The organism is Candidatus Eisenbacteria bacterium (assembly GCA_005893275.1).
Taxonomy (GTDB): domain Bacteria; phylum Eisenbacteria; class RBG-16-71-46; order SZUA-252; family SZUA-252; genus WS-7.
On record VBOW01000068.1, the window covers coordinates 1 to 12,363 of the forward strand.

The window sequence follows — 12,363 nt, forward strand, 5'->3', positions numbered from 1 at the left end:
CCGCGTCCTTTTCTTTCGGGACGCCCGCCTGGAGCATCTCTCGGCGGATAACCTGTGGCGTATTTTCACCGAGCCCTTCTACGCCAGCTTTCACCCACTCACGACCCTGACCATGGCGTTCGACCGCTTGGTTTGGGGAACGTGGGTACCCGGCTTCCACGTGACGCAGCTCGCCTTTTACGCCGGGGGAATTCTGGGCCTCTACTTCCTCTTCCTCCGAGTTCTCGGGCGCCGAGCGGAGGCCTTTGTTGCGGCGGCGATCTACGCGACGCATACGATCCATGTGGAGTCTGTCGCCTGGCTGGCCTCGCGCAAGGATGTGGTCTGCCTCTTCTTCTATGCTTTCGCACTGCTCGCTTACGGCCAATACGCCGGTTCCACCAACGGCCGGTGGCGCCCGTACGCCCTCTGCCTGCTCCTCACGGTCGCCGCTCTGCTGTCGAAGGGCTACGCCTTGATCCTGCCCGTTGTGTTCTTCGCCTATGACCTCTGCTTCTCGCCGCGGATCACGCTCCGGCACATCCTCGATAAGGCGCCCTTCGTCGCTCTGGCGGCGGTGGCGACCTTCCTAACGATTCAAGCCCAGGAAAGCAGCAGCGCATTGGTCCAAGCCTCGCTCACGGTGGGAGAGCGCGTGATGCGGTTGGCGGAGGTCTTGGCTCGCTACGGCGCCCACACGCTTTTCCCCATTCGGCTCTCGGCATTCTATCCGACAGGTCTCGAACCGGCGGTCGTTCCGATCGCGTTGCTCGGAGCCCTCCTCGCGCTTGTTCTCGCCGCCGCCTTCGTCGTGTTGCGCCGCAGGGTCCCCGTCGCAGCGTTCGGGATTGCCCTTTTCGTGCTACCCCTGGCGACGGTCTTGAATGGGGTTTTCACCTTGAGCGCCTGGATGGCGGACCGGTGGCTCTTCTTCCCGACCATTGGATCTTCCCTCACGATCGTCGCGCTCGCGGCGTCGCTCTACCGGAAACGAGAGAGGGTCAAGGGAGTTATCGCCTCGCGAGCCACCGGCAGAAGACTTGCGGTCATGGGAGCTTTGCTCATCGCACTCTATTCCACCTTGACCATCGCGCGCATCGGCGTGTGGACGAGCGGTATCAAACTGTGGAGTGACACGGTGCGCAAGCAGCTCCATCTCGGGGGGTCGGGGCCTCTTACGGCGAGCGAGCTCAGCCGCGCGAGGACCCGGCGATTGGTCGATCGTGGCCCGGTCGTCAGCCTCTCGCGAGCCTATGAAGCCGAGGGCAATACTGTGGAGGCGGGCCGGATTAGCAGCTTGCTGAGCCGCAAGGAAGAAGCCGGCGAGGAGCACGGCGAGATGAGGCTCGCGCGGGAAGATTTCGCCGCGCGGCGGTACGACGAGGTGCTGCGCCGTCTCAAGCCCGTTGCGGAGGGCAGGTCATGGCTTGCGCCTCTGGCGATGTTTCGAATAGGCGTGGCGGAGGAATGGATGGGAAACGCGGAAGCCTCACGCAAGACCTATCAGCGGGCGATCGAGATGTACCGCGATCGCAGCCAGCCTGCCACCGACGCTTTTCTGGAGGTTGGCACCGAGGAGTTCGTCAGGCGCAACTTCCCCAAGGCGGCCGAGTGGTTCCGCCTCGCCTATCGGGAGTCACCGCATGAGGCGACCGCCCCGTTTTTTCTAGGATTATGCATGGAGGAGATGGGAAATCCCTCGGAGGCGTTGCCCCTGTATCAGAAGATCGCCGCGGGGGACATGGTCATTGCGCCCGACAGCCAGTTCACGATCCTCGACGTGTATCTACAGATGGGTCTCGTCGCGCAGAAACTCGGTCGTCTGAAGGAAGCGATTGATTATTTCCAGGAGGTTCTCCGGCGCGCGCCGAACCACCCGCAACGGCAGGGCATCTTGGCCCAGATCGCTGCCCTCCGCGCGGCCTCCGCCCGGTAACTCGTGCTCACCGGGGGAGCACACTCGGCATCACCCACCCAACTCCCGTAAATACGCGGCCTCCACCTTCGCCCCCAGCCGCGCGGCCTCCCGGGCATCGCTCAGGGCCCTGGCTGAATCGTGCAGGGCCCACCACGCCTGGCTCCGGCGGAGGTAATAGTTCCCGACCCGCTGCGCGTCGCCGGCAGGCGCGAGACGAATCGCCTCGTCGTAGGCGGCGATCGCCTCTCGCGGGCGATTCAGCTGCTGCAGGGCTAAACCGATCGAGCCGTGGTGCAGGTAGTTGCCCGGGTGTTTCGGGTCCAGCTCGATGGCGCGGCGGCGGTCGGCGATCGACTTCTCGTACTCCTTCATCTTGAAGTAAACGAAGGCACGATTGCCGTACGCGTCGCGGAAGGTCGGGTTCAGCGCGATCGCGCGTGAGAAGTCCTCGACCGCCCCGGCGAGATCGCCCCGCCGCGTCTTGATGCCGCCCCGGTTGCTCAAGGCCTCAGGGTAATTCGGCTTGAGCTCGATCGCGCGCTCGAAACAGACGTACGCGGAATCGTTGCGATTCAGCTCCGCCAGCACGTCTCCTTTGTTGACCCACACGCGCGCGACCTTGGAGTTGAGCGCCAGCGCCTGATCGAAATCCGCGAGCGCCTCCTCGGGCCGATGGATCGCGAGGTAATAGTACCCGCGGTTGTTGTACGCATCGACGATCCGGCCCGGGTAGTTCCGGATCGTGTCGTTCCAGAGCGTCCCTGCGTTCTGCCACACGTCGCATCGGCGCCAGGTCTGGACCAGCGATACCGGGACCAGGAGAAGCATCACCCCGGCCACGAGAGGCTTCACGGGCACACCGGCCGGGCTGGGCCCGGGCTTCTCGTCCAGCCACCACGCCAAGCCGAAGAAGAGCCCGATGTAGGGCAGGTAGGTGTAGCGGTCGGCCATGACCGCTTGTCCTACGCTGAAGAATTGGAGCACGAGGGCGATGTTGAGGAAGAAAAACGCGAGACCGAACAGGACGACTCGGTTTCGGCGGCATAGGTACACGACGGCCGGGAGGAGACTCGCAAGCCCAACGAACGCGACGTAGAACTCCCGGCCGATCGGCGCCCCCTCAACCGTGGGATAGGGGTAAATCGCGGAAAGCCCCAGCGGCGCGAAGAGCTTCACGACATACATCACGGTGCCGTAGGAGGCAAACAGGACCTTCTGAAAGACGGTCCACTGGTGGGGCGCTGCGACAGCCCCGGCCGATTGCTGCGCGGTCACCGTGAGGACACCGGCGGCGACCGAGACGACAAGAAAGGGGATCTTCTCCAGCATGACCCGCGGCTTCCACGGCCGGCGGCGAAAGAAATCGATGGCCAGGAGGGTCAGCGGAAACACGACCGCCGCGGGCTTGGAAGCCACCGACAAGACGAAGGCGAGCCACGTCGCGATGAGCCACGCGCCCCGCCGCGCTTCAAGATACCTCAGATACGCGATGAGCCCGAGCAGGTAGAACAAGGCGTAGAGGACGTCCTTGCGCTCCGCGATCCAGGCCACCGACTCCACGTGCATGGGATGGATACCGAAGAAAAGCGCGGCTGCGATGGTCGTCCAGAGTCTCCCGCCGGATAGCCTTCGGATGAAGAAAAACACCAAGGCGGTGTTCGCCACATGAAGCAGCAGATTGAGCCAGTGATACGGAGCCGGGCGCGGCCCGGACCAATGGTAGTTCAGCGCGAGCGACGCCATGGTCAGCGGATGGTAGTTGCCCCCAAAGGGGGCGGTCAGCAGCGCCTTGAAATCAGGATGGGTCACGAGGGGATTCTCGGTGACGTAGTAGTTGTCGTCCCAGTTGGTGAAGTCGTTATCGAGGCTTGGCAGGTAGACCACGAACGTGAGGACGAGAATGGCGCCCAGCCAAAGCAGCCACCTCCCGAGGCCGGACGATCGCTTGTGCTTCTCCTGTTTCTGCGGGGACTTGGCCCGATTTTTCGCCATGCGTACCTGGACGTCGTGTTAGGAGGTAGAAGACCGCCAGTCTAGTCCAAGATAGCCGCTGGCGGATAGGGAGGTGATGCACTAGATTACTGGACAACCCCTATCGGAGGCCCGATGTCCGCAACCCCCCGGCGACGATGGTCTTTCTTCCTCATCTCCGCACTGGGTCTTCTCGTCGGCCTGTGGGGCATGAAGGGGCTCTCGCAACTTTCCACCCTTCCCCTCGGTTTCGCCCCGGAAGGGGTCCGGTATCCGGCGCGGGTCGGTCGCGCGGTCGTCGCTTCGCCGGCCGAGCTTCGCTTCATTGCCGAATCGCGACCCATCGGATCGATCATCGAAATCATCTCGGACGCGGGCGTCGCCAGGGTTCGCCTCGAGCCCAAGCTCACGAAGCTCCATTACGGCATCGTTTTCTTCGAAGGGCTCCTATTCTTGGCCGTCAACTTCCTTGTCTTCTGTCCCCGCGTCGATCGCGGACCCGTGCGCGACCTCTACTGGTGCACGCTCCTCTACGGCATCGCGATCATGGTCGGGGGTCTCTATTTTCCGCGAACGTTGGCGTGGACCGAATCGATTCTGCCTCTCGTCTGGATCGCGTGTCTCACGCTGTTGCCCGCCTTTTTCTTTCGCATGGCGCTGACCTTCCCGAGGCGGCGAAAAGTTCTCGACCGGCACCCTGGGGTGATGCGCGGCCTCTGGGTCACCGCCGCGATCCTCTTTGCGTGGCAGGCGGTCGCATTGCTCTGGTACTTCGCGGACCCGAGGCCGGCGCTGTGGCAGGGGGCCGCGCTTCCACGTTTCTGGGCCCAAGTGTTCCTCGTCTCGATCGTGGGTCTCGGTTGTCTGGCCCTGTACCGCGCCGGCCGGAAGCTCGAGCTTTCCAGGGAGCGGGAGCAAACCAAGTGGCTGCTGTGGGGATTTGCGATCGGCGTCGCTCCCTACGTTTTCCTCCGAACCCTTCCAAGGCTGGCCGGGTTCGAGTCCTCCCTGCCTCCCGAGCTGGACCGTCTCTTCGGGCTGGCGATCCCCATCGCGCTCACCTTCGCCGTCGTGCGCTACCGGTTTCTCGACATCGACATCATCATCCGCCGAAGCCTGATCTATGGGACCTTGGCCGCGGTTCTGGCCGGCGCCTACCTCCTCGTCGGCGTGCTTGCCGGCCAGAGCCTCATGGTCCACTTTCCACGCTACGCCGCGCTCATCCAGATCCTCTCCGTCGCGATCCCGGTCATCCTCTACACGCCGGCCCGACGTTGGATCAGCACGTGGGTCGACCGCATCTTCTTCAAGATCCAATACAACTATTCCGAGGCGCTCGTGGCGTTTCAGCAGCTCGTGCGCAGCGCCTCCAGCCAGGAGGAGATCGCCGACCTGACGCAACGCTTCGTCACGGATGAGCTCCGGCTTCAAAGGGCGGTCGTCCTCGCGCGAAAGGGAGCGGCGCTTCAGGTCGCGGGGGAGCTCGACGAATCCGCCGAGGAGGTGCTCGCGACCGAGGAGACTCTCGCGGCGGAGCCATCCGCGAATTCCCGGCGCATGCTCGCGTCTCCGAACAGCACGAGCCGCCCGGATCTCGAGGATCTGGACTTTCCCAAGCCTCTGGCGCGCGAGGGCCTCCGGCTCGCCTTGCCCCTTTCCCAGAATGGGAAGCGTCTCGGGATGATCCTGGTGGGGGAGAAGGAGTCGGAGCGGCGATTCATCGAGGAAGATCTGAAGCTCCTTCACGCCGTCCGCGCCGAGACCGCCGCCGCCCTGGAGCGGGTGGCGCTCGTTCAGGTCGCCGCCGAAGAGGCTCTCCAGCGCGAGAGGGTCCAGGAGCTGGAACGGCTGAAGGGCGATTTCTTCTCGCGCGTGGCGCACGATCTCCGCACCCCGCTCACATCGATCCGTTGGACGGTGCAGAACCTGCTCGAAGGAGTCCGCGGGACTCCGGGTTCGGATCCGCTGCCGCAGCTGCAGGCGGTGGACGCCGCGGCCAATCAGCTCGGCAGGCTCGTGAACAACCTCCTCGACTTGAGCCGGCTGGAGCATCCGGGCACGCGCACGGAGCTCGGGCCGGTGGATCTCCTCCCTCTGGTCGAGGAAGCGATCGGCGCCATCCGGCCGATCGCCAAGGCGCGAAACGTCCGCTTCGAGCTGGGCATCGACCCGAAGCTCAAGCCGGTATGCGGCGATCGGGGCAAGCTTGTCGAAATCGTGGCCAACCTTCTCGAGAACGCGACGCGATACTCACCGGATGGCCAGCCGGTCGAGATCGCGCTGGACTGCGGCGCCGAGGGACAGATCCTGACCGTGCGCGACCACGGTCCGGGGATCTCGCCGCAGGAATCGGAGCGGATCTTTGAACGCTTCGAGCAGGGCCGGCCGAGCCCGTATTCCCGGGACCGGGGCTTCGGTCTCGGCCTCTACGTCGCGAAGTCCTATCTGGAATTGATGCACGGGACCATACGGGCGGGAAACCATCCCGGCGGGGGAGCGAGGTTCGTCTGCGTGCTGGCGGAATGGAAGGGGCCGTGAGCGACGGGTGATGAAGGCCAAGGTCCTGGTCAAGCCGTTGACCCCGCGACGCTGGGACGACCTCAAGCGGCTATTCCAAGCGAACAGCGTTTGCCGTGGCTGCTGGTGCATGTACTGGCGGCGGCGGGGGCGTGGCTCACCGTGAAGCTCCTCCGCGCGGCGTCGGCCTACGCCCGCACGCGGGGCGCCAGGATCCTCGAGGGCTATCCGAGCGACACGCGCGGAAAACGGACCGCCGATCCGTGGGTGTACACGGGTCTTCTTCCGGCGTTCGAGAAGGCGGGATTTCGGGAGGTCGCTCGACGCTCGAAGAGCCGGCCCATCGTGCGCCGGCGGCTCTCCCGGCGTTCACCGGGGCGAATGGAGTAGGCGATGCCGAGAAGAAAAGACAGATCCGGCCAGCACAGCGCGAATCCCCATGCTCCGATCGACCGCGAGAGGACCGCGCCCCTGCGGCCTCCGCGGGCGCCCATCGGGCTGCCCCTCCTTCCGAGCGGGCGGATCGCGTTGCCGGAGGGGAACCCCTGCGAGGGCTGCGACCATTGCTGCCGCTACGTGTCGCTTCAGATCGACCGGCCCCGAAGCCGACGCGATTTCGAAAACATCCGGTGGTATCTGCTCCACAAGAACGTTTCCGTGATGATCGACTGGGAGGGGGACTGGCTGATCCAGTTCGACACTCCGTGCGAGTGGCTCGTGGAGGGAAGATGCACGCACTACGAGCTGCGGCCGGAGATCTGCCGCGACTACGATCCCGCCGAATGCGAGCGTTACGCCGGACCCGGCGAGAAGGTCCTCCTGCGCACGCCGGACGACCTCGAGCGTTACCTGAACGGCCGGCGGAGGAAGAGCAAGTCGGGATGATGCGGTTCACCGCCGCCATCCTCGTTGCGCTCCTTCTGGGCGCCGCCCCTGCGTCGGCGCAGGCGCCCGGGGACCGCGAGGGGCTCCGGAGCGGCCCGCGCGTGAAGCGCGACCACGAGATTCGTTGGCGGGAATGGGGCCCCGCCGCCTTCCAGGAGGCCAGGCGGGAGAAGCGCCTCGTGCTCCTCGACCTCACGGCGGTCTGGTGCCATTGGTGCCACGTGATGGACGAAACCTCCTACTCCGACCCCGAAGTGATCCAGACCCTGAACGCCGAGTTCATCCCGATCCGGGTCGACGCCGACCGGCGTCCCGACGTGAGAGATCGCTACATCGCGGGGGGCTGGCCCACGACCTCGATTCTGAGCCCCGAGGGCCACGTCCTGGTCGCGCGAACCTACGTTCCCCCCGGCCAGCTCAAGCAAATGCTCGGCGAGATCCGCGATCTCTACCGCAAGAACAAGACCGATCTGGATCGGAAGATCGCCGAGATGGAGAAGAGCGTTCGGGCCACTTGGCGGAGCGAGCCGATCGATTCGGCGTCCCTCGTCCGGGCGGAGGATCTGGTCGACCGGACGATCGACGCGCTCAAGGATTCGGAGGACAAAGAGCACGGCGGGTTCGGCGGGGAGCCGCGTTTCCACAACCCCGACGCCGTCTCGCTTCTTCTGCGTGTGTCCGCGGCCCGCAAGGACTCGGTGCTCCGTGCGATGGCCGTGCACGCCGTCGACGGGCTTCTCCTGCTTCAGGACTCCGTCTGGGGCGGCTTCTACCGCTACGCGACCAAGTCGGACTGGTCCCATCCCCACTTCGAGAAGATGCTCGACGGCAACGCGCGGGCGATCGAATCGTGTCTCGAGATCCATCGCGCGACCGGGGACAGGAAATACCTCGACGCGGCTCGCAAGGCCGTGCGCTATGTGGACCGCTGGCTCTGGGATGAGCGCGGCGGTGGTTACTGGGGGAGCCAGGACGCGGACGTCGGGAGCCGCGAGCCCTCGAAGGCGTTCACGGCGGGCGAGGACTATTACAACCTGGGCGAAGCCTATCGCCGGAAGCTCGGGGCGCCCGCCGTGGATTCGACCTACTACACCGATGCCAACGCGCGGATGGCCTCGGCGATGCTCCAGGGTGTGCTCTCGGGGTCATGGGACGAAGCCATGGCGGTGCGGTCGCTCCGGGCGCTCGATCGGCTATGGGCCGAGCAGCGCGCGTCGGACGGGTCGCTCTACCACGCGATGGCGGGGGGGCGGGGAATCGCGCCGGGGCTCGCGGAGGATCAAGTGCTCGCGGCTCTGGCGTTCCTCGATGCGTACGAGGTGACGGGGGCGCCGCGCTATCTCGCCCGGGCGCGCACCCTCGCCGAGTGGACCGCCGCCCATCTGGAAGATCGCGTCGGGGGCGGGTTCCGCTACGCTTCGCTGGACACATCGGCCGTGGGGCGACTGCTCGCGGGCGACAAGGCGGGGGACGCGACCGTGGAAGCCGCCACGCTTTTCTTGCGGTTCTACTGGCTCGAGGAACGGGCGGAGGATCTCGCGACGGCCGAGCGTGCGTTCGCCTACCTGCGATCGGGCGGAGCGGTGGTCATCGATCCTGCCCGCGCCCGGCTCGCTCTGCGCATGACGGCGACCCCGGTCCGGATCGCGGTCGTGGGCGGCTCGAGCGCCGCCGCGGCGCTCCGGCGAGCCAGCTTTCGTGTCGTGGCCCCCGACCGGGTGCTGAGGTTCTATCCAAGGGGAGGCCGCGCGGCGCGCTGGGGGGACATTCAATTTCCGGCGAGTCCTGCCACCGCTCTCTACGTGTGCGGCGATCACGCGTGCGCGCCGCCGATCACCGAACCGGGCCGCGTCGTGTCTCAGGTCAGCGCGTTTCTCAGGGCCGGGGCTGAATCTCGCGCACCAGGTCCATCGGATCCTTGATCCGAAGCGGAGAGGTTGCCAGGAACGACTGGGCGTGGCGCACGCCGATCGGCCAGCCGTGGGTCTGGGACAGGGTTCCAATATATTCGGAAACCTCGGGGACGGCCGTGGTCGGCTTGGGCTTGTCGGGATTGTGGAACTGCGTCTTGTGGCACGCGAGCGCCGCCATCCACGTATCGAAATATCGGCTCACATCGACCGTGAACGTCGGGCGCATGCCCGGCGGGATGAAGTAATAGTAGACCGCCTTGGCCTGATGCGGATCCCCCTCCACCGGCGCCTTCGCAAGATGCGCGAGGTTGAACGCCTGCGCGACGAGAATCCCCGTCTTGAAATGGTCATTGTGTCCGAGGCCGCGCCCGATCGGCAGATCGTAGTAGGGAGCGAAGAGGATCTCGGGTCGGTATTTCCGTATCGTGGCGGCCACCTTGCAGCGATTCTCGAACGTGTCCTCGATCCGGTTGTCGCCCAGGTCCAGATTGGCCCGCACGTCGAGCTGGAGGATTTTCGCGGCCTCCGCGCACTCCCGATCCCGCTCTTCCGGAGTGCCCCATCCCATGTCTCCGCGGGTCATGTCCACGATTCCGGTCTTGTGGCCCAAATCCTTCATCTTGAGCAGGAGGCCCCCGGCGCCGATTTCGGCGTCGTCGGGATGGGGCCCGAAGACGAGCACGTTGAGCTTCATTCGCGGTCAGGCTCCTTGGTTTTGAAAAGCTGATCCAGCTTCGAGCGCGCCGTCGACGCGCGGTCCTTTCCGGCGCCCCCTTTGCCCGCTGGATTGAGGGAAAAATATTCGCAAAAGTTCCGCCGCTCACGGTCCGTGACCCATTCCGCCTGGGGCTCGCGGCACATGTTGTGCGCGTTCCGGTCGAAGTGCCGGCATTGCACGCAGGCGTGCAGGTCCCGTCGGCACGAAGGGCACTCCGTGTCCCGGACGATCCGCAGCTTGGGATCGAGCGATGTCCCGCAGAAAAAGCAGGCGCTCATCGGATCACCTCCATAGGTAGCTCTCCTCGCCATGATAGGGAGCCCCGGCGCCGCGCGGCCAGCGCTTTCTAATCCCTCCCTTGACTCGACCCTGGGGGCTGGTGGATCATCGGAGCGACTTGGTTCTCCCGTCCAATCGGAGGCTTTCGCGACCGATGAATACACGCGCTGGGGGTTGGGTCGCCGGAACGCTTGCCGTGTCCTTGTTCGCCGTGGGCTGCATGCAGGCGAAGAAGCCGGTGCCCGCGGGGATCGAATGGAACAAGGCTTTCGACGCGGCGCTGAGCGACGCGCAAGCCCATCACCGGCCGATCCTCCTCGACTTCTACACAGACTGGTGAATGTGGTGTAAGGCTCTGGAAGAGTCTACCTACGTCGACCCGACATTCATCCAGTTCTCCAAGCGGTTCACCTGCGCCAAGCTGAACGCCGAAGTCGATACCACGACGGCCGCGCGGTATCGCGTGCTGAGCTATCCCACCATCATGGTGCTCAACGAGAAGGGGGAGGAGCTGGACCGCGTCGTCGGCTACTACCGTGCGCCGCAGTTCGTGTCCCAGGTCGAAGACTATCTCGCCGGCCGGAATACGCTCGGCTCGATGATCGCGGAAGAGCCCGCCAAGCGGGACAGCGCGGAATTCGTCTACCGGCTGGCGGATCGATTCGCGGACCACGGCCTGTTCGACGAGTCGCGGAAACGGTTCCTCCGGTTCGTGACGCTCGACCCGAAAAACGTGTCGGGCCGCGTGGACGACGCGCTCTACCGGCTCGCCCGCATGGCGCGGAAGGAGCACGACTACGCCTCGGACCGGAAATACGCGCAGATGATCCTCGATCGTTACCCCGGCAGCGACATGATGAGGCCCGCCTTTCTGGAGTTGGGCCAGGGGTACCGGAAAGACGGTCACCTCACGAAAGCGCGCACGATCTTCCTGGACTACGCGAAGCGCTTCCCGGATGACGAGGACGCTCCGTGGGCCCGGGAGCAGGCGGACAGCCTCGCCCTGCAGATCGCCAACCGCCCCGGCGCCTGACGGCGCCCCCCGCGCCCTGGCCGCATGAAGATCGGGATCCTGGGGCTTCCCCAGGCCGGCAAGACCACCCTGTTCCAGGCGCTCACCCGCGGCCAGGCGCAAGCCTCCTCATCGCGGGGCGAAAAGGTTCACCTGGGCTCGGTGGCCGTCCCCGACCGCCGGCTCGACCATTTGGGCGAGATGTACAAGCCGAAGAAGTTCACCCCCGCCAAGGTCGATTACGTGGACGCTCCCGCGCTCGAGACGAGCGGCCGGGAGCGCGGGGCGCTTGCCGCGCTCGCACCGCTTCGGGACGTGGACGCCTACGCGCTCGTTGTGCGCGCGTTCGCGGATCCTACCGTGGCTCACGTGATGGAGACCGTGGATCCGGCGCGCGACGCCGCATGGCTCCTGGGGGAGCTTCTGCTCGAGGACCTGGCCGTCGTGGAGCGGCGGCTCGACCGGATCGACAAGGCGCTCAAGGTCGGCAAGAAGCCCGAGGATGCAAACGAGTACGAGGCGCTGAAGCTCGCGCGCGCGGCGCTCGAATCGGAGCGGCCCGTGGGCGCCGCCGGGCTGAGCGCGGCCCAGGAGCGAAGCATCCGCGGATTCCAGCTTTTCTCGATGAGACCCTGGATCTTCGTGGTGAATGCGGACGACGAGCAGATGAGAACGGGGGAAGCCTCGCTGGTCGAACCGCTCGCTAGCCGTTTTCCCGCGATCCGCGCGATCGCCCTCTCGGCCAAGACCGAGTCCGAGCTGGCCCTGCTCCCCGAGGAGGAAGCCGGGGAGTTCATGGGGGTTCTTGGAATCCATGAGCCCGGTCTCACGCGGATGATCCGGATCTGCTTCGACGCGCTCGGGCTCCTGTCCTTCTTCACGGTCGGACCCGACGAGGTCCGGGCGTGGACGATCCGAAACGGGTCCACGGCACCCCAGGCGGCGGGCGTGATCCACAGCGACCTCGAGCGCGGCTTCATCCGCGCCGAGGTGATCGCCTACGACGATCTCGCGAAGTCCCAAACCATGGCGAGAGCGCGGGAGCAGGGTCTCTTGCGCACCGAGGGGCGAGACTATAGAGTCCACGACGGCGACATCCTGAATATCCGCTTCAGCGTGTGAGAAGGAAACTCGGCCCTCCCGGCGAGCGTAGTGGGGTGAAGCCTCTGCC

10 protein-coding genes and 1 pseudogene are annotated in these 12,363 nt (G+C 65.6%); 8 read left to right on the plus strand and 3 right to left on the minus strand.

All coding sequences use genetic code 11. The annotated features are described in order from the left end of the window. A partial coding sequence (locus tag E6K76_11070; GenBank protein ID TMQ57160.1) for a tetratricopeptide repeat protein occupies nt 1–1,915 on the plus strand: 1,915 nt, incomplete at its 5' end. Nucleotides 1,916–1,945: 30 nt separating this feature from the next. On the opposite strand, the gene E6K76_11075 is transcribed toward E6K76_11070, so the two are convergent. Then, nucleotides 1,946–3,889, minus strand: coding sequence for a tetratricopeptide repeat protein (locus tag E6K76_11075; GenBank protein TMQ57161.1), 1,944 nt, complete (start codon nt 3,887–3,889; stop codon nt 1,946–1,948). A 114-nt stretch (nt 3,890–4,003) separates the two neighbouring features. Between E6K76_11075 and E6K76_11080 the strand changes: the two genes are divergently transcribed. From E6K76_11080 to E6K76_11095, 4 genes and pseudogenes are all read left to right on the plus strand, one after another. Beyond that, complete coding sequence (locus E6K76_11080) at nt 4,004–6,406, plus strand: hypothetical protein (GenBank protein TMQ57162.1); 2,403 nt, start codon at nt 4,004–4,006, stop codon at nt 6,404–6,406. 10 nt (nt 6,407–6,416) lie between these two features. Then, a pseudogene (locus tag E6K76_11085) lies at nt 6,417–6,775 on the plus strand (hypothetical protein). 3 nt (nt 6,776–6,778) lie between these two features. Beyond that, nucleotides 6,779–7,270 carry a YkgJ family cysteine cluster protein gene (locus E6K76_11090; GenBank protein ID TMQ57163.1) on the plus strand — a complete coding sequence of 164 codons (492 nt, stop codon included), beginning with the start codon at nt 6,779–6,781 and terminating at the stop codon, nt 7,268–7,270. Further along, nucleotides 7,114–9,192, plus strand: a complete 2,079-nt coding sequence (locus E6K76_11095; GenBank protein TMQ57164.1) for a thioredoxin domain-containing protein — start codon at nt 7,114–7,116, stop codon at nt 9,190–9,192. The genes E6K76_11090 and E6K76_11095 overlap by 157 nt, the downstream gene beginning before the upstream one ends. Here the strand turns inward: E6K76_11095 and bshB1 are convergent. Together bshB1 and E6K76_11105 are read right to left on the minus strand one after the other, a co-directional pair. Beyond that, complete coding sequence (bshB1, locus tag E6K76_11100) at nt 9,146–9,877, minus strand: bacillithiol biosynthesis deacetylase BshB1 (GenBank protein ID TMQ57165.1); 732 nt, start codon at nt 9,875–9,877, stop codon at nt 9,146–9,148. The genes E6K76_11095 and bshB1 overlap by 47 nt on opposite strands. After that, a complete protein-coding gene (locus tag E6K76_11105) occupies nt 9,874–10,179 on the minus strand; it encodes a hypothetical protein (GenBank protein ID TMQ57166.1) in 306 nt (101 codons plus the stop codon). Before E6K76_11105 ends, bshB1 begins: the two co-directional genes overlap by 4 nt. Nucleotides 10,180–10,334: 155 nt before the next feature. On the opposite strand from E6K76_11105, the gene E6K76_11110 reads away from it, so the two are divergent. The 3 genes from E6K76_11110 to ychF are packed head-to-tail and all read left to right on the plus strand — an operon-like array spanning nt 10,335 to nt 12,314. Beyond that, nucleotides 10,335–10,520, plus strand: a complete 186-nt coding sequence (locus E6K76_11110) for a hypothetical protein (GenBank protein TMQ57167.1) — start codon at nt 10,335–10,337, stop codon at nt 10,518–10,520. Continuing rightward, nucleotides 10,521–11,213: a tetratricopeptide repeat protein gene (locus E6K76_11115; protein ID TMQ57168.1), complete on the plus strand. Its 693-nt coding sequence runs from the start codon at nt 10,521–10,523 to the stop codon at nt 11,211–11,213. Between the two features lie 24 nt (nt 11,214–11,237). Next, on the plus strand, nt 11,238–12,314 hold the full coding sequence (gene ychF / locus E6K76_11120; protein ID TMQ57169.1) for a redox-regulated ATPase YchF: 1,077 nt from the start codon (nt 11,238–11,240) through the stop codon (nt 12,312–12,314). The last annotated feature ends 49 nt before the right edge of the window (nt 12,315–12,363 follow it).

Excerpts from the sequence above, each read along its gene's own strand:
- E6K76_11090 (TMQ57163.1), top strand. The coding sequence starts at position 6,779 with ATGCCGAGAAGAAAAGACAGATCCGGCCAGCACAGCGCGAATCCCCAT.
- E6K76_11110 (TMQ57167.1), top strand. The coding sequence starts at position 10,335 with ATGAATACACGCGCTGGGGGTTGGGTCGCCGGAACGCTTGCCGTGTCC.
- E6K76_11115 (TMQ57168.1), top strand. The coding sequence starts at position 10,521 with ATGTGGTGTAAGGCTCTGGAAGAGTCTACCTACGTCGACCCGACATTC.
- bshB1 (TMQ57165.1), bottom strand. The coding sequence starts at position 9,877 with ATGAAGCTCAACGTGCTCGTCTTCGGGCCCCATCCCGACGACGCCGAA.
- E6K76_11075 (TMQ57161.1), bottom strand. The coding sequence starts at position 3,889 with ATGGCGAAAAATCGGGCCAAGTCCCCGCAGAAACAGGAGAAGCACAAG.
- E6K76_11105 (TMQ57166.1), bottom strand. The coding sequence starts at position 10,179 with ATGAGCGCCTGCTTTTTCTGCGGGACATCGCTCGATCCCAAGCTGCGG.
- E6K76_11095 (TMQ57164.1), top strand. The coding sequence starts at position 7,114 with ATGCACGCACTACGAGCTGCGGCCGGAGATCTGCCGCGACTACGATCC.
- ychF (TMQ57169.1), top strand. The coding sequence starts at position 11,238 with ATGAAGATCGGGATCCTGGGGCTTCCCCAGGCCGGCAAGACCACCCTG.
- E6K76_11080 (TMQ57162.1), top strand. The coding sequence starts at position 4,004 with ATGTCCGCAACCCCCCGGCGACGATGGTCTTTCTTCCTCATCTCCGCA.